This is a genomic window from Actinomyces respiraculi (assembly GCF_014595995.2).
GTDB lineage: Bacteria > Actinomycetota > Actinomycetes > Actinomycetales > Actinomycetaceae > Actinomyces > Actinomyces respiraculi.
The window spans coordinates 778,061-798,044 of the sequence record NZ_CP063989.1; the positions used below are offsets into that span (position 1 = coordinate 778,061).

The 19,984-nt window shown below is 72.3% G+C and carries 16 protein-coding genes, 1 pseudogene and 1 riboswitch; of the genes and pseudogenes, 14 read left to right on the top strand and 3 right to left on the bottom strand.

Annotation, left to right across the window (positions count from 1 at the left end):
- Nucleotides 1-26 precede the first annotated feature (26 nt).
- From ID810_RS03185 to ID810_RS03195, 3 genes and pseudogenes are all read left to right on the top strand, one after another.
- Complete coding sequence (locus ID810_RS03185; protein ID WP_166855187.1) at nucleotides 27-1,070, top strand: LacI family DNA-binding transcriptional regulator; 1,044 nt, start codon at nucleotides 27-29, stop codon at nucleotides 1,068-1,070.
- Nucleotides 1,071-1,144: 74 nt separating this feature from the next.
- Entirely contained in the window at nucleotides 1,145-3,154 is a 2,010-nt protein-coding gene (locus ID810_RS03190) for an alpha-glucosidase (protein ID WP_166855186.1), read from the top strand.
- 87 nt (nucleotides 3,155-3,241) lie between these two features.
- Nucleotides 3,242-3,419: pseudogene (locus ID810_RS03195) on the top strand (transposase); the annotation flags it as partial.
- Between the two features lie 37 nt (nucleotides 3,420-3,456).
- Here ID810_RS03195 and ID810_RS03200 read toward each other — a convergent pair.
- Nucleotides 3,457-5,811, bottom strand: a complete 2,355-nt coding sequence (locus tag ID810_RS03200; RefSeq protein WP_166855185.1) for a 6-phosphofructokinase — start codon at nucleotides 5,809-5,811, stop codon at nucleotides 3,457-3,459.
- 298 nt (nucleotides 5,812-6,109) lie between these two features.
- Between ID810_RS03200 and sucC the strand changes: the two genes are divergently transcribed.
- The 9 genes from sucC to ID810_RS03245 all read left to right on the top strand — a co-directional run bounded on the left by sucC (nucleotide 6,110) and on the right by ID810_RS03245 (nucleotide 15,448).
- Nucleotides 6,110-7,318, top strand: a complete 1,209-nt coding sequence (sucC, locus tag ID810_RS03205; protein WP_166855184.1) for an ADP-forming succinate--CoA ligase subunit beta — start codon at nucleotides 6,110-6,112, stop codon at nucleotides 7,316-7,318.
- A 3-nt stretch (nucleotides 7,319-7,321) separates the two neighbouring features.
- The gene (gene sucD, locus ID810_RS03210) at nucleotides 7,322-8,269 is read left to right on the top strand and encodes a succinate--CoA ligase subunit alpha (protein ID WP_166855183.1); all 948 of its coding nucleotides are present in this window, start codon (nucleotides 7,322-7,324) and stop codon (nucleotides 8,267-8,269) included.
- Nucleotides 8,266-9,528, top strand: a complete 1,263-nt coding sequence (locus tag ID810_RS03215) for a cell division protein PerM (protein WP_166855182.1) — start codon at nucleotides 8,266-8,268, stop codon at nucleotides 9,526-9,528. The genes sucD and ID810_RS03215 overlap by 4 nt, the downstream gene beginning before the upstream one ends.
- Nucleotides 9,525-10,124: a phosphoribosylglycinamide formyltransferase gene (purN, locus tag ID810_RS03220; protein ID WP_166855181.1), complete on the top strand. Its 600-nt coding sequence runs from the start codon at nucleotides 9,525-9,527 to the stop codon at nucleotides 10,122-10,124. Before ID810_RS03215 ends, purN begins: the two co-directional genes overlap by 4 nt.
- A 26-nt stretch (nucleotides 10,125-10,150) precedes the next feature.
- Nucleotides 10,151-10,240: riboswitch (ZMP/ZTP riboswitch) on the top strand.
- A 25-nt stretch (nucleotides 10,241-10,265) separates the two neighbouring features.
- A complete protein-coding gene (gene purH / locus ID810_RS03225; protein ID WP_166855180.1) occupies nucleotides 10,266-11,999 on the top strand; it encodes a bifunctional phosphoribosylaminoimidazolecarboxamide formyltransferase/IMP cyclohydrolase in 1,734 nt (577 codons plus the stop codon).
- A gap of 47 nt (nucleotides 12,000-12,046) precedes the next feature.
- Nucleotides 12,047-12,385, top strand: coding sequence for a DUF3017 domain-containing protein (locus ID810_RS03230; protein ID WP_235931573.1), 339 nt, complete (start codon nucleotides 12,047-12,049; stop codon nucleotides 12,383-12,385).
- Nucleotides 12,386-12,493: 108 nt separating this feature from the next.
- The gene (locus tag ID810_RS03235) at nucleotides 12,494-13,858 is read left to right on the top strand and encodes a dicarboxylate/amino acid:cation symporter (RefSeq protein WP_166855179.1); all 1,365 of its coding nucleotides are present in this window, start codon (nucleotides 12,494-12,496) and stop codon (nucleotides 13,856-13,858) included.
- 163 nt (nucleotides 13,859-14,021) lie between these two features.
- Nucleotides 14,022-15,011, top strand: coding sequence for a malate dehydrogenase (locus tag ID810_RS03240; protein ID WP_166855178.1), 990 nt, complete (start codon nucleotides 14,022-14,024; stop codon nucleotides 15,009-15,011).
- Between the two features lie 146 nt (nucleotides 15,012-15,157).
- Nucleotides 15,158-15,448: a hypothetical protein gene (locus ID810_RS03245; RefSeq protein ID WP_166855177.1), complete on the top strand. Its 291-nt coding sequence runs from the start codon at nucleotides 15,158-15,160 to the stop codon at nucleotides 15,446-15,448.
- 10 nt (nucleotides 15,449-15,458) lie between these two features.
- Here the strand turns inward: ID810_RS03245 and ID810_RS03250 are convergent, their stop codons facing one another.
- Both ID810_RS03250 and ID810_RS03255 read right to left on the bottom strand, forming a co-directional pair.
- Complete coding sequence (locus tag ID810_RS03250) at nucleotides 15,459-15,947, bottom strand: hypothetical protein (protein WP_166855176.1); 489 nt, start codon at nucleotides 15,945-15,947, stop codon at nucleotides 15,459-15,461.
- A 53-nt stretch (nucleotides 15,948-16,000) separates the two neighbouring features.
- Nucleotides 16,001-17,335, bottom strand: a complete 1,335-nt coding sequence (locus ID810_RS03255; protein WP_166855175.1) for a hypothetical protein — start codon at nucleotides 17,333-17,335, stop codon at nucleotides 16,001-16,003.
- Nucleotides 17,336-17,724: 389 nt separating this feature from the next.
- Between ID810_RS03255 and ID810_RS03260 the strand changes: the two genes are divergently transcribed.
- Both ID810_RS03260 and ID810_RS03265 read left to right on the top strand, forming a co-directional pair.
- Complete coding sequence (locus ID810_RS03260; RefSeq protein WP_166855174.1) at nucleotides 17,725-18,918, top strand: hypothetical protein; 1,194 nt, start codon at nucleotides 17,725-17,727, stop codon at nucleotides 18,916-18,918.
- Nucleotides 18,915-19,940, top strand: coding sequence for a hypothetical protein (locus ID810_RS03265; protein WP_166855173.1), 1,026 nt, complete (start codon nucleotides 18,915-18,917; stop codon nucleotides 19,938-19,940). The genes ID810_RS03260 and ID810_RS03265 overlap by 4 nt, the downstream gene beginning before the upstream one ends.
- The last annotated feature ends 44 nt before the right edge of the window (nucleotides 19,941-19,984 follow it).

Sequence of the window (19,984 nt, forward strand, 5' to 3'; positions counted from 1 at the left end):
CTGCAGGAACGCTCGGGAGGAACGGCATGGCCACGCTTCAGGACGTCGCCCGACTCGCCGGGGTCAGCGCGATGACGGTGTCCAACGTCATCAACGGACGGGCGGGCAAGGTCTCCGCGGCAACCACTGCGAGAGTGATGGCCGCCGTCGAGGAGGTCGGATACGTGCCCAATGCCTCGGCCCGCTCCCTGGCGTCCTCCGCCTCACGGATCATCGCCCTGGTCTACGGCGCCGCCCCCGGCCGCGCCGCCCTGGGCTCGCCCTACGAGTCACTCTTCGTCGGCGCCTGTGAGGAGAGGGCTCGCGACGGCGGATTCGCCCTCATGCTGTGCGGCGCCACGCGGGTGACGGAGACCATCGACCAGCTGCGTTCCTGGAACGTGGCCGGCGCCGTTGTCATGGCCACCACCATCACCACCCCCCGCGACTTTGCGAACCGGGTGACAGCGCCGACGGTGTTCGTCGACGCCTACGAGGACCTGGACGACATCTCCTACGTCAATATCGACGACGTGGGCGGTGCGCGGCTTGTCGGAGAGAAGATCGCCGCGCTCGGCCACCGCCACGTCGCCTTCGTCGGCCCCTCCACCGTGGGGTCGGGAGTCGTGCGTGCCAGGCTCGACGGCCTGAGACAGGGGCTCGCCGAGTACGGCGTGAGCCTGGAGCGTCGCGACGTCTTCCTCGCAGAGGTCGACTTTGAGCAGGGGCGGGCCTTCGCCCACCGCTTGGCGCAGGGGCGCAGCGAGATCACGGCTGTCTTCGCCTCCGGTGACTTCCTGGCGCTGGGCATCGTCGCCGGACTCAGGCAGTGCGGCCTCAACGTTCCCGGGGACGTGTCCGTCGTCGGCTTCGACGGCCTGGACATCTCCACCTACACCGATCCGCCGCTGACGACCGTGCGTCAGTCGGTGAGGGACAAGGCCACGACAGCCGTGGACTACCTCATCGAGGCCATTGGAGGAGACGACCCGGTCCTGCGCGGGACGGTCCTGCCTGTCACCTGGGCCCCCGGCGCAGCCCTCGCGGGCCCGCCCGGCCCGGCCGCGGCCCGCGCAAGAGCCGCCACATGAGCGGGCCCGCCCGCCCGGCCGGTGCATCGCCGTCGGCCGCCCCGACAGCCCGACCACTGCCCCCAGGAGGACCCATGAGCTACCCCGCCCTTGTCACCAGCCCGCGCCACGTCGGCCAGGACGCCGAGTGGTGGCGCCGCGCCGTCGTCTACCAGGTCTACCCCCGCTCCTTCCAGGACACCGACGGCGACGGCTACGGCGACATCCCCGGCATCACGCGCCGCCTCGACCACCTCGACGCCCTCGGCGTCGACGTCGTGTGGCTCAGCCCCGTCTACCGCTCGCCCCAGGACGACAACGGCTACGACATCAGCGACTACGAGGACATCGACCCCCTCTTCGGCACCCTCGAGGACCTCGACGCCCTCATCGCGGGCCTGCACGCGCGCGGCATGCGCCTGGTCATGGACCTCGTCGTCAACCACACGAGCGACGAGCACCCCTGGTTCACCGAGTCCCGCTCCTCGACGCTCAGCCCCAAGCGCGACTGGTACATCTGGCGTCCGGCGCGCGAGGTCCCGGGCCTGGCCCCGGGCGAGTCCGGCACCGAGCCCACCAACTGGGGGTCGGCCTTCTCCGGCTCCGCCTGGCAGTGGGACGAGGCCACAGGCGAGTTCTACCTGCACCTGTTCTCCGTCAAGCAGCCGGACCTCAACTGGGAGAACCCCGAGGTCCGCGCCGCCGTCTACGACATGATGGGCCGCTGGCTCGACCGCGGCGTCGACGGCTTCCGTATGGACGTCATCAACTTCATCTCCAAGACCTACCCGCTGGCCGACGCTCCCCGGTGGGAGGGTGCCCTGTATGGCTCGAGCTTCGCGGCCGTCGCCAACGGCCCGCGCATCCACGAGTTCCTGCACGAGATGAACGAGACGGTCTTCGCCCCGCGCCGGCGCCACATCCTCACCGTCGGGGAGACGCCGGGCGTCACCCTCGCGGACGCGCCGCTCTACACCGACCCCGCCCGAGGCGAGCTCGACATGGTCTTCCAGTTCGAGCATGTGGGCCTGGCCGAGGGGCCCGGCGGCAAGTTCGACCCCCGCCCCGTGGACATGAGCGCCCTGAAGGACAACCTCGCCGCCTGGCAGTCGGCGCTGGCCCCCGCCGTCGACGACGACGGCCGCGTGACCGGCGAGCTCGGATGGGGGTCGAGCTACTGGGACAACCACGATCAGCCGCGCGCCGTCTCCCGCTTTGGCGACGACGACCCGGCCTGGCGCGGGATCAGCGCCAAGACGCTCGCCAGCGTCCTGCACCTGCACCGCGGCACCCCGTACGTCTACCAGGGTGAGGAGATCGGGCAGACCAACACGGTCTTCACGGGCCTGGACTCCTACCGGGACCTGGAGTCCGTCAACCACTTCCACGAGCGCGTCGCCCGCGGCGACGACCCCGAGCGCGTGCTCGCCTCCATGATGACCAACTCGCGCGACAACGCCCGCACCCCCGTCCAGTGGGACGACGGCCCCCAGGCCGGCTTCACCACCGGCACCCCCTGGATCGACGTCACCCCCAACTACCCGCGGGTCAACGCCGCCGCCCAGGTGGGTGTGCCCGGCAGCGTCTTCGAGCACTACCGGGCCCTCATCGCCCTGCGGCACGCCGACGACGCTGTTGCCCTGGGCACCTTCCGCCTGCTGGATGCCGGGCAGGCGGCCTCCTGGTGCGTCCTGCGCGAGCACGTCGGGGCCGACGGGGCACGTGAGCAGGTCCTGCTGCTGGCCAGCCTGACCCGCGAGGGGCTCGCGCTGGGGGAGGGGTCCGCGCTGCGCGCGCTGCTGGCCGGTCAGGGCGTGGACCTGGCCGAGTGGGCCGGTGCCGAGCGCCTGCTCCTCGCCTCCCTGCCCGCGGAGGAGGCCCCGGCCTCGGGTGTCGGTGCTCCGGAGCGTCTGGAGGGCTGGGACTCCGTCGTCCTGCGGCGCGTGGTTGCCTCCACCGGCGTCACGCTCGACGCCGTCCCCCAGGGTCGCATCGAAGTCCCAAGCGACCAATGGGAGAAAGGGGCGCGCCTGCCGTCACTCAGCCTGCCGGACGGCATGACCTCTGACCAGATTCTTGACGAGGACCGACGGGATCGGTTCTGACACCCTACCCGGACGCCTCCTTCGCGGGGATCGCCCTCTTCCCACAACAAGGGCCACCAGACCGACGCCATGAGTACGCGCGCGGGAAAGCGCGCGGCGACGGCGCTGATCGCGGTGGCGGCGGACTGCTACCTGGCCGGGGTCTCGACCCGCCGGATGGACAAGGTCGCCAAGACTCTGGGCATTGACTCACTGTCTGAGTCACAGGTCTCGCGCGTGGCCGCCGACCTGGATGTACGCCTCGAGCAGTTCCGTCGACGCCCAAGCAGGTTGAAGTGGCCCTTTCCAGTGAGGCGTCCCGCTCAGTCGGCCTCGGGGATGAAGGCCGGCAGGGCGTCGGGCGGGATCGGACCGTCGTTGTCGTTGACCAGGCTGATGGCGTCGCGCATGCTCATCCACCACTGCGACAGCGGACGGCGCTTGTCCAGGTCCAGCTCCTCGTGCATCCGCGCCAGCGGGTGGCTGGCGAGCCGACCCCGCAGGAGCCCCACATAGGAGGCCGCGCAGGTCCCCGCCTTGAGCTCAGCTGCCAGCAGGCCGAGCGCGTGGTGAACGAACTTGGTGGCCATGATGCGGTCGAAGGCCGTCGGGTTACCGCCCTGCTGGATGTGACCGATGATCGCCTCTCGCACGTCGTAGAGCCCGCGACCCTCCTCGGCGAAGATCTTCGCCAGCACGTCCGTCGTGTAGTTCTCGCTCGCCTTCTCGTTGCGCACCACGAGATAGAGCTTGCGCCCCGAACGGAAGGACTCCACCATCCGCTCGGAGTCCGCAGCCAGCTGCTGAAGCGTGATGCCGTCCTCGTTGAGGTAGACACGCTCGGCGCCCGTGGCAATGCCGCTCATGAGCGTGAGGTAGCCGCAGCGACGCCCCATGGTCTCAGTGACGAAACAACGGTGCGAGGCGGCGGCGGACAGCTTGATCGCGTCCAGGGCCTGCACCGAGGCGTTGAGCGCCGTGTCCGCCCCGATGCTCAGCTCCGAGCCCGGCAGGTTGTTGTCCACACTGGCCGGCACGCACACGATCGGGATGTTGAACGCGGGGTAGCGGTCGCGCTCGGTGACGAGCAGGTGGGAGGCGAGGTAGGCGTTGTAACCGCCGATGACGAGCAGCGCGTCGATCTGGGCGGACTCGATGGCGCGCCCGAGCGCGTAAAGCTGCTCGATGCGCGGCACCTCACGGCGCGTGCCGAGCTCGGCGCCGCCGTCGCCGACCCAGCCCTCGACGTCGTCCCAGCTCAGCTCCGTGACGTTGCCATCCAGCAGCCCGGGGAACCCGCCGTGCACGCCGAGCATCGTCATCCCGTGGTCGAGCCCCAGGCGCACGGCCGCACGCGCCGCCGTGTTCATCCCCGGCGCCAGCCCGCCCGCGTGGACGACGGCGACGCGCTTGGTGGTGGCCGGACCACCACCCGCGGGTGCCTCCGACTCGTGGTGGAGCTCGCCCAGGGCGGCGGGGGAGAGCACCGGCGGGGTCGACATCGTCTCGAAAATCGAGATCATCTCGGCGAAGGAGCCGCCGCGCGAGCGGACGGCCGCCTCGTAATCACGCGAGTTCACCAGGTCCTTGATCGCGCGGGTGGCCGCCACCTGCTCCATCATCGGCAGACGGTGGATGCGGTTGTGGTGCTCGGCGATGATGACCGGCTCGGACTCGGGGGTCGCCAGGACGGCCTCACGGGCCGCCGCGCAGCCCAGCAGCGTGGACATCCACCGGTCGTAGGCCGAGGGCTGGCCACCGCGCTGGACGTGGCCGAGGATCGTCACCCGCGGCGTCTCGCCGGTGCGCTCCTCGATGGCCCGGCTGACGTCGTCGGCGGTGATGCGGTTGCCGTCACGGTCGGTCGCTCCCTCGGCCACGATGACCATGGACTCGCGGCGCCCCGCCTCACGGCCCTTGGCGAGCTTGAGGCACATGTCGTCCTCCCAGCCCTCGGCGGGCGGCATCTCCGGGATGAGGACGTAGTCACAGCCGCCGGCGACGGCGCTCATGAGGGCCAGGTAGCCGCAGTGGCGGCCCATGACCTCGACGATGAAGGTGCGCTGGTGGGAGGCCGCCGTCGAGGAGATGTCGTCGATGGCGTCGAGGATGCGGTGCAGGGCGGAGTCCGTGCCGATGGTCATGTCCGCACCCACGAGGTCGTTGTCGATGGAGCCGACGATGCCGGTGACCATGAGCGTCGGGTGGGCGTCGGCCACCTCCTGGCCCAGGCGGCCCGCGGCGACGAGGTCGGCCAGCAGGCGCGGCCAGTTCGTGCGGAACTCGTCCGTGCCGGTGAGGGAGCCGTCACCACCGATGACGACGAGGCGGTCGATGCCGTGGGCGAGCAGGTGCTCCGCGGCGTCCATCTGCCCCTCCCACGTGCGGAACTCGTCCGAGCGGGCCGTGCCGATGACCGTGCCGCCGCGGTGGAGGACCGCGCTGACCGAGTCCCACTCCAGGGGCCGGATCCCGTCACCGCCGGCGACGGCGCCGGCCCACCCCTCCATGACCGCGTAAGGCTGGGCGCCCATACGCAGGGAGGCCCGCACGACGGCACGCACCGCCGCGTTCATACCCTGCGCGTCACCACCGGAGGTGAGCACGCCGATACGTACCTTCTCGCCGTCAGGCGTCAGGACGGGGGAGGGGTTCTGCTCGAGGGCGACGGGGCTCATACGGGCGTCCTTCTGTGAGGGGACAGGTCCGGACACCATTGTGGTCGTTCGGTACAGGGGCGTCACGTGATCGGGCCGGGGACCGCTCCGCGCCCGGCGAAGCGCTGCAATCGCGGGCGCGTCGGTGCGCGAGCCGGGAGGCAGAGACGGACCTAAGTCCTGAACTCGAGGTGATTGATCCGCATTTCGCCAGGTGCGCGCCCGCCGCTCGCGCTACTCTCAACAGGCCAGCCCGGCTCGCCACGAGGCGAGCCGTACCGCCCGACGACGGGCTCGACCGGGAAGGACCCGACGCTCGATGGACCTGCACGAGTACCAGGCCAAGGGCCTCCTCCAACGTCACGGCGTGCCCGTGCTCCACGGAGAGGTTGCCTCAGACCCCCAGACCGCTGAGGAGATCGCCCAGCGGCTGCTCACCCCCCAATGCCCGCTTCTCGTCGTCAAGGCCCAGGTCCGCACCGGTGGGCGCGGCAAGGCCGGCGGCGTGCGCCTGGCCCGAACCCCCGCCGAGGCCCGAGAGGCCGCCGAGGCGATCCTCGGACTGGACATCAAGGGCCACATCGTCCGCCGGGTCCTCGTCACCGAGGGCGCCGACATCGCCCAGGAGCTCTACGCCTCCTTCCTGCTGGATAGGGCCGAGCGCCGTTGGCTCGCCCTGTGCTCCGCTGAGGGCGGCATGGACATCGAGACCCTGGCCAAGGAGCGCCCCGAGGCCCTGGCCCGCGTCGGCATCGACCCGATCGAGGGCGTCACGCCCGAGGTCGCCGCCCGCATCACCGCCGCCGCCGGAATCGCCGAGCCCCTGGCCGGGAGCGTCGCCGAGGTCCTCCTCCTGCTGTGGCAGACGCTCGTGGCCGAGGACGCCACCCTCGTCGAGATCAACCCCCTCGCCGTCACCCCCGACGGCACGGTCCTCGCCCTGGACGCCAAGATCACCCTCGACGACAACTCCGCCTTCCGTCACGAGCCGATCCCCGACGCGCACGAGAACGAGGGCACCGACCCCCTCGAGGCCCGCGCCCACGAGCTCGGCCTCAACTACGTGCGCCTGGAGGGCGAGGTCGGCGTGCTGGGCAACGGCGCCGGCCTGGTGATGTCCACCCTCGACGTCGTCGCCGGAGCCGGCACCCGCCACGGCGGCGTGCGCCCCGCCAACTTCCTCGACCTGGGAGGCGGCTCCTCCACTGAGGCGATGGCCACCGGCCTCGAGCTCGTCGCCTCCGACCCCCAGGTGCGCGCCGTCCTCGTCAACGTCTTCGGCGGCATCACCTCCTGCGACACCGTCGCCGGCGGCATCATCGCCGCGGTCGAGCGCCTGGGCGGACTCGACAAGCCCGTCGTCGTCCGCCTGGACGGCAACCGCGCCGAGGACGGGCGCCGCATGCTCGCCGAGGCCGCCCTGCCCGGCGTCAACGTCGTCGACACGATGGACGGGGCCGCCGACGTCGTCGCCCGCCTCGCGCACGAGGCCACCTCCCCCCGCACCGACACCCCCCAGGAGGCCTGAGCCATGAGCATCTTCCTCACCGAGGACGACCTCGTCATCGTCCAGGGCATGACCGGCTCCGAGGGCCGTCGCCACACCCGCCGCATGCTCAGCGCCGGCACCCGCGTCGTCGCCGGGGTCAACCCCCGCAAGGCCGGAACCACCGTCGCCTTCGACGTTGAGCCCCTGGGCCCCGGCGCCGCGGACGTCACCGCCGGCACCGTCGAGGTTCCCGTCTACGGCACAGTCGCCGAGGCCCGCACCGCCACCGGCGCCGAGGTCTCCGTCATCTTCGTGCCCCCCGCCCACGTGCGCGGCGCCGTCACCGAGGCCGTCGACGCCGGAATGCGCCTCGTCGTCGTCATCACCGAGGGCGTGCCCGTCGCGGACGCCACCTGGGCCATCGCCTACGCGGCCGCCCACGGCACCCGGGTCATCGGCCCCAACTGCCCCGGCATCATCTCCCCGGGACGCTCCAACGTCGGCATCACGCCGCCGGACATCACCGGCCCCGGTCCCGTGGGCCTGGTGTCCAAGTCCGGCACCCTGACCTACCAGCTCATGCACGAGCTGGGCGACATCGGCTTCACCACCTGCATCGGCATCGGCGGTGACCCGGTGGTCGGCACCACCCACATCGACGCGCTTGCGGCCTTCGAGGCCGACGAGGACACCCGCCTGGTTGTCATGATCGGTGAGATCGGCGGCGACGCCGAGGAACGGGCGGCGGCCTACATCGCCTCCTCGATGACCAAGCCGGTCGTCGCCTACGTGGCCGGCTTCACCGCCCCCGAGGGCAGGACGATGGGCCACGCCGGCGCCATCGTCTCCGGCTCCTCCGGCACCGCTGAGGCGAAGAAGACCGCCCTGGAGGCCGTCGGCGTGCGCGTGGGGCGCACCCCCTCGGCCACGGCCGCGATCGCCCGGGACCTGCTGCGCGAGCTCGACGGCGGGAGCGACGTCGAGGAGTGAGGACCGACCACCCCCTGCCGCGCACCCTCCTGCCCCGCGACTGGCCCGTTGCCATACGCACCGGGTGTGAGGCGGCCCTCGGAGGGTGGGCCATCACCGTTGTGCCCACCCTCGCCGTCTTCGTCGCCACCTCCTCCCACGACGCCGCCGCGGCACTGTCCATGGGCAGTGCCGCGCGCACGGCAACGGCCCTGTGGAGCCTGTCGCTGGGCGGCTCCTACGGCCAGGCGGGCAGTCCCGACGGCGTCCTCGGACTGCCGCTGTTGGGCCTGAGTCTCGTCGTCGTCCTCCTGGCACGCTCGGCCGTGCGCCGCTCGCGGCTGGCCGGGCCGGCCTCGGCCGTCTGCACCGTGGCATCCAGCGCCCTGGTCACCGCGCTCCTGCTGGTCCTGGCCACCCCCGCGGGGTCCCGGACCTGGCCGACGGCGATCCTTCTGCCCGCCCTCGTCGCACTCCTCGCCGTCGCCGACCTCCAGCGGCGTGGCACCGGGTCTGCGGCTCTGGCCGACTGGTGGGCGCGCCGCCCCGCCTGGGTGGATCCGGCCCTGCACCTGGCGCGCGCGACGGCCCTCCTGGCCGTCGTGCTGGCCGCCGCCGTGCTGGTGATGGCGGCCGCCGTGGGCGGCGCGCCGCGCATGTCGCGGCTCCACGACGCACTCAGCGGCGGAGGGGTCATCGCGTTCATCGGCCAGCTGCTGCTCCAGGCGGCCTGGCTGCCCGACGCTCTCATCTGGGCCCTGTCCTGGCTCGCCGGGTCCGGATTCCGGGTGGGGGAGGGGAGCCTGTTCTCCCCCGACGCCGTCATCGCCGGCCCCGTGCCGGCGCTGCCGGTGCTTGGGCTCCTGCCCACCTCCCCGCTGGGCGGCGAGAACTCGAGCGTCGGCCTCTACGTGCCCCTCCTGCTGACCCTGGCGACCCTGTTGGTCGCCTGGCGCAATCGCCACGAGCTCGCCGGGCTGGAGCCTGGGCAGTCGGCGCTCGCCGGGATCGGCGCCACTGTCCTCCTGACTGCCGGGACCTGGTTCGCCTGCCTGGCGGCCTCCGGTCCCATTGGGCCTGGGCGCCTGGCCGTGGTGGGGCCCGCCAGGGCGACGACGGTCCTGCTCGTGGCCGTGGAGACGGGCGTCGGCCTCATCGTCGGCAGCGTGCTCGTTCACCCCCGGGCCCGGGCGCTCACCGAGCGCATCGAGCGCGTGGGGCGCCGCGCCGGCGACGACGGCCCCGGCACCCCCACGGATGACAGCACGGAGACCTCATGAGCACCCCCGCACGTCTCGTCGTCCTCGTCTCGGGGACCGGCTCCAACCTCGCCGCCCTCCTGACCGCCTGTGAGGAGGCCGCCTACGGGGCCCGTGTCGTCGGCGTCGTCACCGACACGGAGTGCCCCGCCGCCGACCTGGCCCGATCCGCCCGCCTGCCCGTCGCCGTCGTCCCCCTGACGAACGGGCGCGACCGGGCTGTGCGCGCCGCCTGGGACCTCGACGTCGCCGAGGCCGTCGGCACCCACCGGCCCGACCTCGTCGTCTGCGCCGGCTTCATGCGCCTGCTCGGCCCCGGTTTCCTGGACCGCTTCGAGGGGCGCGTGCTCAACACCCACCCCTCGCTCCTGCCGGCCTTCCCCGGCGCCCACGCCGTGCGCGACGCCCTGGCCGCCGGGGCTCGGCGCACCGGGGCCACCCTGTTCTGGGTGGACGAGGGCGTCGACACCGGCGCGCACGTGGCCCAGGTGGAGGTGCCCGTGCTGTCCGACGACGACGAGGCCAGCCTCACTGCCCGCGTCAAGGCCGCGGAGACCCCCCAGCTCATCGAGCACGTGGGCCGCCTCGCGCGCCAGATGGCCGCCGGGGAGCGTTAGCCGCCCGGGGACCGCGGCGCTAGGCTGGGCCCGACCGCGACTGGCGAGGGTGGGCCACCACCGGGGAGCGGCCGCACGATGGATGAGCAGGGGCGTCGCCCGCCTGGGCGCCCCGGCCGACCGATCGCACGAGGAGCGCGTATGAGCACGCCCGTCCCCACCACCCCCGTCCCGACCGAGGCCCTGACCGACCCCGAGCAGGTGCCCGTGCGCCGGGCCCTCATCTCCGTCTATGACAAGACCGGCCTCGTCGAGCTCGCCACCGCACTGGTTGGCGCCGGCGTCGAGATCCTCTCCACCGGCTCCACCGCCGCCACCATCGCCGCCGCCGGGCTGCCCGCCACCCCCGTCGAGGAGGTCACCGGCTTCCCCGAGTGCCTCGAGGGCAGGGTCAAGACCCTGCACCCGCGCATCCACGCCGGCATCCTCGCCGACCGCCGCAAGAGCGAGCACATGACCCGGCTCGACGAGCTTGGGGTCACCCCCATCGACCTCGTTGTCGTCAACCTCTACCCCTTCACCGACACCGTCGCCTCCGGCGCCCCCTTCAACGCCTGCGTCGAGCAGATCGACATCGGTGGGCCCTCGATGGTGCGCGCCGCCGCCAAGAACCACCCCGCCGTCGCCGTCGTCACCGACCCGGCCGACTACCCGGCCGTTGCCGCCGCGGTCGCCGCCGGGGGCTTCCAGCTCGCCGATCGCCGTCGGCTCGCCGCCAGGGCCTACGCCCACACCGCCGCCTACGACGCCGCCGTCGCCACCTGGTTCGCCCAGCAGATCGAGACCGGCGAGCCGCAGGCGGCTCCCGTCCCGCCCGCCTACGTCGGCCTGGGCCTGGAGCGCCTGGAGACCCTGCGCTACGGCGAGAACCCGCACCAGGCGGCCGCCGTCTACACCCGGCCCGGCACCACCGGCGGGGTCGCCCGCGCCACCCAGCTGCACGGCAAGGCCATGAGCTTCAACAACTACACGGACACCGACGCCGCCCTGCGGGCCGCCTACGACCACGGCGACGACGTCGCGGTCGCCGTCATCAAGCACGCCAACCCCTGCGGCATTGCCGTCTCCGCCGACGGCGACGTCGCCGAGGCCCACCGCAAGGCCCACGGCTGCGACCCCGTCTCCGCCTACGGCGGCGTCATCGCCACCAACGCGACCGTCACCGCCGCGATGGCCCGCCAGGTCGCCCCCATCTTCACCGAGGTCGTCGCCGCCCCCGCCTTCGAGGACGAGGCCGTGGCGATTCTGTCCGCCAAGAAGAACCTGCGCCTGCTGCTCGTCGAGCCCCCGGCCCGCGAGGGCTACGAGATCAAGGCCGTCTCCGGCGGTGCGGTGGTCCAGCAGCGCGACACCTACCAGGCCCACGACGACGACCCCTCGACCTGGCAGCTCGTCAGCGGCCAGGCCGCCGACGACGCCACCCTGGCGGACCTGCGCTTCGCCTGGCGCTCGGTGCGCGCGGTGCGCTCGAACGCAATCCTCCTCGCTCATGACGGCGCCACCGTCGGCGTGGGCATGGGCCAGGTCAACCGGGTCGACTCCTGCCGCCTCGCCGTCGAGCGTGCCAACACCCTGGGCCTGCGCTCGACCGGTGACGCGGCGGCCGAGGCCGGTCCTCAGGCGGAGACGGGCGCCGTCGGCGGCGCTGACGCCTCCACGGTCCTGAGCGCCGACGCGCCCGAGCGGGCTCGTGGCGCCGTGGCCGCCTCCGACGCCTTCTTCCCCTTCGCGGACGGCCTCCAGGTGCTCATCGACGCGGGCGTCACCGCCGTCGTCCAGCCCGGCGGCTCCATCCGTGATGAGGAGGTCATCGCCGCCGCGCGGGCCGCCGGCGTCACGATGTATCTCACGGGCAGCCGTCACTTCGCGCACTGAGCGGCGGGGTTCGGGACGGTGCGCGCCAGCATGGCTACGATGCGCCTGTGAGTCAGGAGGAGCCGGAGGCGCGCACCGCCCCGACGGGCGTGGGGCGGCACCCGCGGTGGGGGGAGTCCCGCCGTGAGCCGTACTCGACGCTGAGCGTTGTGGCCACCACCCTCGCGCTCGCGGGGGTGCCGGTGCTGGCGCTCACGCAGCACCACCGGCTGGCAGTGCTGTGGCTCGCCTGCCTCGTCCTGGGCCTGTCAGCGGTGCGGGTGCTGCGTCCCGACGGCACGTGGATCGCGGCCCGGGGGCGGGTGTTCGATGCTGTTTTCGGGCTCCTGCTCGCGCTCGGGCTCTTCCTGCTGAGCTCCTACGTCGAGCTGCCCAGGGTGCTGTGACCGACGGGTGACACTTCTCCGCGTGGGAACTGAACGTGTGGCATGCTGCCAATGCACCGGGTATGCACCCCCGCGCCCGGGATCCTCCCATCCCTCGGAAGGCCGGCCATGTCCACTGCGACCACGAAAAGCCCCGCCGACCCGCGCAGGTTCCTCGCCAAGGGCGGGATCCTCCCGTGGGTCCTGACCGCGATCATCCTCGCCCTGCTCCTGGGCAGCATCACGATCGGCGGCAACCACCTCGTTCCCGTGGCCGTGGGGCGCGTCTTCGCGACCTTCTCCGGCCTGTTCAGCCAGTTCCTCAGCTTCTCCATCCCGCTCATCATCATCGGTCTGGTAACCCCCGCCATCGCGGACCTCGGCCGTGGCGCAGGCAAGTGGCTCGGCATCACCGCGGCCATCGCCTACGGCTCGACGCTCTTCTCCGGCTTCCTCACCTACCTGGTGTGCGCGAGCGTCTTCCCCCGCCTGCTGGGCGGCAACTCCCTGTCCGAGGTCGCCGAGCCCGGCAGCGCCCTGACGAGCTTCTTCACCGTCGAGATGCCCGCCGCCGTCGGCGTCATGACCGCTCTGCTGCTCAGCTTCGTCGTCGGCATCGGCCTGGCGATGGTGCCGCGCGGCGTCCTGCGCAAGGGCTTCATCGAGTTCCGCGCGATCATCACCTCGCTCATCGAGAGGATCATCATCCCGCTGCTGCCGCTGCACATCTTCGGCATCTTCCTCAACCTCACCTACACGGGCGAGGCCTGGTCGATCATGCGCACGCTCGTGCGGGTGGTGGTCGTCGTCCTCCTGCTCGAGGTCGTCATCCTCGGCACCCAGTACCTCATCGCCGGCGCCATCGGCCGCCGCAACCCCCTCAAGGCCCTGGTGACGATGCTGCCGGCCTACCTCACGGCCCTGGGCACCTCCTCCTCCGCGGCCACCATCCCGGTGACGCTCGCCCAGACGAGGAAGAACGGCGTGTCCAACGCGGTCGCCTCCTTCACCGTGCCGCTGTGCGCCACCATCCACCTGGCCGGCTCCACCTCGAAGATCTTCGCCTTCGCCTTCGCGATCGTCCTGACCCAGGACCTGACGGTCTCCGCCTCCCAGTGGATCGGCTTCGTCTTCATGCTCGGCATCACGATGGTTGCCGCCCCGGGCGTGCCCGGCGGTGCCATCGTGGCCGCCACCGGTCTGCTGTCCTCGATGCTCGGCTTCAGCGACGCCCAGGTGGCGCTCATGATCGCCACCTACATCGCCCTGGACTCCTTCGGCACCGCCACGAACGTCACGGGTGACGGCGCCATCGCCATCGTCGTCGACAAGATGGCCGGAGGCTCCTTCCACAACGACGGCGACGTCGAGAACGCCCGCGAGCTGTCCTTCGACGGCATGAAGTACCTCGACCGCGTGAGCGTCGACGGTGTGGTCTCCCCGGAGGACCTGGCCGCCTCCGCTGCCGCGGCGGGTCCGAACGCCGTGAGCTGAGCTCGCTGGCGTCACCCGGTGAGAGCCGGTGTGACCTGGATGACGCCAGGGGTGAACACGACGGGAGCCCAACGGCCCGGGCCGCGGCGCCCGGGGGCCGTAGGCTCGTCCTAGCGGCTGCAGGCACCTGCGGCCCGAGCCAACGTCCTAGAAGGAGCTCTTCATGGCCAACGCCCCCGTCAACGTCACCATCACCGGTGCCGCCGGCAACATCGGTTACGCCCTGCTGTTCCGCATCGCCTCCGGTGCCCTCCTCGGTCCCGACCAGCGCGTCAACCTGCGTCTGCTGGAGATCCCGCCGGCCGTCAAGGCCGCCGAGGGCACCGCCATGGAGCTCTTCGACTCCGCCTTCCCGACGCTGGGCTCCATCGACATCTTCGACGACCCGAAGAAGGCCTTCGAGGGCGCCAACATCGCTTTCCTCGTCGGTTCGATGCCCCGCAAGGCCGGCATGGAGCGCGCAGACCTGCTCTCCGCCAACGGCGGCATCTTCGGCCCCCAGGGCGAGGCCCTCAACGCCGGCGCCGCCGAGGACATCAAGGTTCTCGTCGTCGGCAACCCCGCCAACACCAACGCCCTCATCGCCGCCTCCCACGCCAAGGACATCCCGGCCTCCCGCTTCACCGCGATGACCCGCCTGGACCACAACCGCGCCCTGGCCCAGCTGGCCGCCAAGACCGGTGCGCACGTCTCCGAGCTCGACAAGGTCACCGTCTGGGGCAACCACTCCACCACTCAGTACCCGGACCTCACCCACGCCACCGTCAAGGGCCAGGCCATCCCGGAGATCCTTGCCGACCGCGCCTGGGTCGAGGACGACTTCATCCCGACCGTCGCCAAGCGCGGCGCCGCCATCATTGAGGCCCGTGGCGCCTCCTCCGCCGCCTCCGCCGCCTCGGCCGCCATCGACCACGTGCGCGACTGGTGCCTGGGCGTCAAGGACTACTCCTGGACCTCCTCCTCCATCATGAGCGAGGGCCAGTACGGCGTCCCCGAGGGCATCATCTCCTCCTTCCCCTGCACCTGCGAGAACGGTGAGTGGAAGGTCGTCGAGGGCCTGGAGATCGACGACTTCTCCCGCGCAAGGATCGACGCCTCTGCCGCCGAGCTCCTGGACGAGAAGAACGCCGTCGCCTCGATGGGCCTCATCTGAGCCCTGAGCCTGCTCGCCCGCTGAGCCCTGAGCCCTCATGTAGGGACCTGACCGGAAAGGTCAGGCGCCAGGGTGAACGCTCAGGGCTCAGTGCTGGGTGAGGGGGCTGGGTGAGGGGCCCTGGGCTGGGCGGATAGGCTCTGGGCATGGCACGGCGCAGCTCGAAGCGGCCCTACGGGGCCGCACACGTCCCCCTGGACATGAACCGCCTCGCCTCACTGCCCCGCACCCAGACCGGCCCCGGCGGTGCCAGTTTCACCGTCCGCCACCTGCGCGGCAGCGACAAGCCCTACACCTGTCCCGCCTGCCACCGGCAGATCCCTCCGGGCACGCCCCACGTCGTCGCCTGGAGCAATGACCACCTCTTTGGGGCCGAGCGCGGCCTGGAGGAGCGCCGCCACTGGCACACCTCCTGCTGGGAGCGTCGCCTCTGGTGACACCCGCCTCTCAGGCCAGCGGCTCGGGGGACAGGGTCTCCCACCCCGGCAGCAGGCGCTCGAGTGCGAAGCGCAGCGGCACGATGTCGCCGTCGCGCCCGCCCTCCCCGATGGTCATCGGCACCGGCTCAGCCACCGGCATGGTCCCCAGGAGTCGCTGCCTCATACTCAGTGACGTTGTCAGGACGTAGAAGTGGCCGTCGACGTCGATGGCCACCGTCCGGTCCCCACGCAGGTACCAGCCCTTCAGCGGGGTGCGTGCCGTGCCCCCGCCGTAGCCCTGCACCGCGAGCGGTCGGGCCTCCAGGCCCTGCTCACGCGCCACCTGAACGAAGAGGGACACGATCCTGGCGGCGCGGGCGTGCTCGGCATCCGCACGCGCCCGCAGCATCCGGGCCCGCTCGGCCGCGGCCTCGCGCCGCTGTGTCGCCCAGTCCGACTCAGGGGCGGGGGAGCCCGCGGGGGAGGGGTCCGGATGCTCGTCGGCGCTGGTCGGCATGGGGTCAGCCTACGTCCGAGCGTCGGCGAGAGAAGGGGCGGACAGAGGCCGGCTCACTTCTTCGGCTGCGCGGGCGCCGGAGCCTCGGAGTCCGTCTGCTCGGCCTCCTGCGTCTGCTCGGTGCCGTCGGCGACCTCGGTGATGGCGTCGGAGTAGACCTGCACCTGGGCCCCGGCGGCGCCCAGGACCCCGCGCATCTCCTCCAGGTAGCCGGCCACCGAGTCGCGCTGGCGCTCGAGCTCTTCGACCTGGCGGGTCGCCGCGACGATACGGGCCTCCGCGTTGACACGCGCATCCTCTACCAAGGCCTCGGCCTCGGTGCGGGCCTGACGCAGCAGCTCCTCCGCCTGCTGCTCGGCCTCCTCCTGACGCGCCCGGGCAGCCGCGTCCGTCTGCATGCGCACGGACTCGGCACGGTCAACGGCCTCCTGCAGGCGGGCCTCAGCCTCAGCGGCCTGCGACCTGGCCTCCTCGTTCATCTCGCGCACGCGGGCGGCGGTCTCGTCGTGGGCGCGCGAGTCCTCCGTGGCGGCCGCCTCGTGGGCGGCGGCGATCTCGAGGGAAGCCTGGTGGCGCAGTTCGGTGGCCTCCGCGCGGGCGGCGTCGGCCATGTCCTGGGCCTGGCGGCGCAGGGTCTCGGACTCGGTGCGGGCATTGTCCAACAGCGTGCTCGCCTCGGCGCGGGCACGCTCGAGCAGGCCCGTGGCCTCGGAGGTGCTCGAGGACCGCAGCGATTCCGCCTCCGCCGTGGCCTCCTCCCGGGTCCGAGCGGCCTCGCGCTCGGAGGAGACCCGGATCTCCGCGGCGCTCTTGCGGGCCTGGGCGAGCAGGAGCTCGGCCTCACGCTCAGCGCCGGCGGTCGTCGTCGTCGCCTGGGAGGTGGCGTCTGCGGCCACCTGGGCGGCCTGGCGCTCGGCCGAGCCGATGAGCTCGTCCGCGCGGGAGCGGGCGTTGGACAGGACGGTGGAGGCCTCGGCCTCGGCGTTCGAGCGCAGCTCGGCCGCCTCGCGACGGGCGTCCGCCAGGAGTGTCGCCGCCTCGCTCGTGGCCCGCTCGCTCACACGGCTGGCGTTGGCGGCGGCGCGTGCCGCCAGGGCGTCGGCCTCAGAGGTCGCCTTGGACAGGATGGAGGCCGACTGCTCCTCGGCGCTGCGCAGCAGCTGTTCGATGCGCGAGCCGAGCCCCGAGTAGGTGGGCTTGTCCGCCTCCCGCAGACGTCGCTGCGCTTCGGCGAGCTCGCCCGCAAGCGTCAGTGCGCGCTGGTCGAGGCTGCCGACCTCACGGCGCGCCTCGGCCAGGCTGCGGGTGAGGGACTCGATGCGCTGGTCGACCTGCGCGCGGTCGTAGCCGCGCATGCTGATCGCGAACTCCTCGGTCCCCTCGGACATAGTGGTGCCTCCAGTCAGTAAATGCTCAGTAATGTTCAGTGAAGCTCGGTGGTGCTCAGTGGTGCAGCGTCGGGACGGCGCTGGGCCGTCAGTGCCCAGCGTAGCGACGGGTCGGCGTCACGACGAGGGAGCAGGCGGCTGCGTCATCATATCGACGGCGGTGGTGCTCGCCCAGGCCTTGGGTCCCCGGGGCCATAGTCCCGTCAGGGGTCCATATGGGCCGTCTGCCCGCCCGTCCGCTGAGGGCGCAGGCTGCTGTGAGATTGCCCTGGAGCACTGCGCCAGCGCCGCGACCGTGGGATTCTGGGGGTCCAGATCCGCGTGCCGGGCTTGCCTGAGCCGGTCGTGCGGTCGGCCCGTCCTGTCATCGACAGCAAGGAGTCCACGTCGTGAACCGACGCATCGTGAGCGCGGTCGTCGCCGTCCTCGGCCTCGTCGTCATCGTGCTCGCCGTCTGCTCTGCCACCATCTGGCGGCCCAGCGCCACTGCGACGGCGTCCCTCGCCCAGGAGCCGGACCAGCCCTACGCGCTCGTCGAGCCCGGTGTGCTCAGGCTCCTCGGCTCTGACGTGACGGTGACGGCAACGTCCGAGGGGCACAACGTGCTCATCGCCGTTGCCTACTCCGCTGACGCGCGTGCTTGGCTCGCCGACGATCCCTACGTCTCCGTCACCGGTCTGACGGACGCGACCGTCCTGGCCTCCCGGAGCGTGACCGAGCGCTGCCCGGCCGAGGGCACCGCCACTGAGGCCGCCACCGCCTCGCCGAGTCCGGAGTCGACGGCGTCCGCGGAGGTAACTGCAGAGTCGACGGCGTCCGCGGGGGCAACTGCGGAGTCGACGGCAACTGCGGAGTCGACGGCGTCCGCCACGGGCTGCACGCCCCTGACGGCCTCAGGTGCCAACCCCGCCGGTTCGATCCTGTGGCAGAGCGCCGTCACCGGCAGGGGCAGCGCCAGCCTCGACCTGGACGCCACGGACCCTGACCTCGTTGTCCTGGTCGCCACCGACGGCTCCGCCCCCGCCCCGACGCTCACCCTGTCCTGGCTGCGCCCGGTGTCCACGCCCTTCTTCGTGCCGGGGCTCATCCTGGGCGGGCTGCTCATTCTCGCGGGCGTCGGGGGCCTCCTGTTCGACCTGCAGGTGCGTCGTGCCGACGCGGAGCGCCGCCGCCGTGCCGCCGAGCGCGCTGCCCGCCTCGCCTCCGCCGACTCCGTGCAGACCATCACCATGCCGCGCATCGGTGACCCCGACCGCCCGCTGACCCGCCGCGAGATGCGCGACAAGGAGCGTGCCGAGGCCGCCGGTGAGGAGTGGATCGACCCGCGGACCGGGGCCGTCTCCCTCAATGGCATCGCCGCTGCGCCCGCGCCCCCGGCGGACAGCGCCGCCCAGGACGCCGGCGCCCCCCGGGGCTCGGCCGTGCTGCCGGGACTGGACGCGCAGGCCACCGCGGCCCACCGCAGCGCCCGAGAGCTCGAGGAGGACACCGCCTTCGCCGTCACCGAGGCGGACTCCGCCGAGGACACCGGCGAGCCCACCGAGGAGCCCACGGACCGCCACGACGAGGAGGACAACCGATGACGAGCACCCGCCGTACCTTCATCACCGGTGCCGTTGCCGCCGCGGCAGCAGCAGCCCTGACCGCCTGCTCGCGGGGCCTGCCGGCCGTCACCCCGCCCACCGCGGCGCCCGCGCACCCCGTCCTGGACGCCTCGCGCCTGGTCACCGTCCTCGAGCGCATCGAGAAGGGCCTGGGGTCCGCGGACGAGGCCAAGGACGCGACCCTCCTGGCCGGCTACCTCACGGGCCCCGCCGAGCGCGTGCGCGCCAAGGAATACGCCCTGGCCACCCTCGCCGGGGACGACACCCACATCCACCGCTTCACCACCGAGGTGCAGGCCGGCGTCGTCGGACTCACCAGTGACTTCCCGCGCACCGCCGTCGTCATCACCCAGCCCGCCGTCGGCGAGCCCACCTACTACCTCACCCTCACCCAGGACGCGGCCCGTGAGGACTACACGCTGTGGTCCTGGACCAGGCTCGGCGACGTCGAGGTTCCCGCGACCCCCAGCGCCTCCGTCGGCGCGCTCGAGGTCACCGCGGATGGCAACCCTGAGGCGGGGGAGCCGGCCTCCGCGCTCCTGGACCAGCCCAGCGCCGTCGTCGAGGCCTACCTCGATGCCCTCAACAACCCCGACGGGGACAACGCCGCCGTCTTCGCCGACGACGCCCTGCGCCAGCGCATCGCCTCCGAGCGGGCCACCGACCTGTCCGGCATGGGCACCGTCACCGTCACCGCCGCCGCCCACGAGGACGGCCTGCGCGGGCTGCGTACCGCCGACGGTGGCGCCATCTTCACCGCCGCCCTGACCCTCACCGCCGAGTACCGCAAGACGGTCGCTGGCTCCACCCTCAGGCTCGGGGGCAACGTCGGGCGCATGCTCGGTGACAACACGGAGATCGTCGGCGTCGTCGTCGCCCACTACGACGCCATGGTCTCCTTTGCCATCCCCTCGGCCGCCACCGGCGGTCACAGCACCGTCCTGGGCACGGACCTCGTGCTCACCTCAGTCGAGCGCGACGACTCCCAGGCCCCCGCCTAGACCCGCCTGGACGCGAGGCACAACCAGACCACATCGGGCCACCG

Coding starts and splice junctions, on each gene's coding strand:
- sucC (WP_166855184.1), top strand. CDS start 6,110: ATGGACCTGCACGAGTACCAGGCCAAGGGCCTCCTCCAACGTCACGGC.
- ID810_RS03245 (WP_166855177.1), top strand. CDS start 15,158: ATGGCACGGCGCAGCTCGAAGCGGCCCTACGGGGCCGCACACGTCCCC.
- ID810_RS03265 (WP_166855173.1), top strand. CDS start 18,915: ATGACGAGCACCCGCCGTACCTTCATCACCGGTGCCGTTGCCGCCGCG.
- purN (WP_166855181.1), top strand. CDS start 9,525: ATGAGCACCCCCGCACGTCTCGTCGTCCTCGTCTCGGGGACCGGCTCC.
- ID810_RS03200 (WP_166855185.1), bottom strand. CDS start 5,811: ATGAGCCCCGTCGCCCTCGAGCAGAACCCCTCCCCCGTCCTGACGCCT.
- ID810_RS03190 (WP_166855186.1), top strand. CDS start 1,145: ATGAGCTACCCCGCCCTTGTCACCAGCCCGCGCCACGTCGGCCAGGAC.
- ID810_RS03255 (WP_166855175.1), bottom strand. CDS start 17,335: ATGTCCGAGGGGACCGAGGAGTTCGCGATCAGCATGCGCGGCTACGAC.
- ID810_RS03185 (WP_166855187.1), top strand. CDS start 27: ATGGCCACGCTTCAGGACGTCGCCCGACTCGCCGGGGTCAGCGCGATG.
- ID810_RS03240 (WP_166855178.1), top strand. CDS start 14,022: ATGGCCAACGCCCCCGTCAACGTCACCATCACCGGTGCCGCCGGCAAC.
- ID810_RS03235 (WP_166855179.1), top strand. CDS start 12,494: ATGTCCACTGCGACCACGAAAAGCCCCGCCGACCCGCGCAGGTTCCTC.
- ID810_RS03250 (WP_166855176.1), bottom strand. CDS start 15,947: ATGCCGACCAGCGCCGACGAGCATCCGGACCCCTCCCCCGCGGGCTCC.
- purH (WP_166855180.1), top strand. CDS start 10,266: ATGAGCACGCCCGTCCCCACCACCCCCGTCCCGACCGAGGCCCTGACC.
- sucD (WP_166855183.1), top strand. CDS start 7,322: ATGAGCATCTTCCTCACCGAGGACGACCTCGTCATCGTCCAGGGCATG.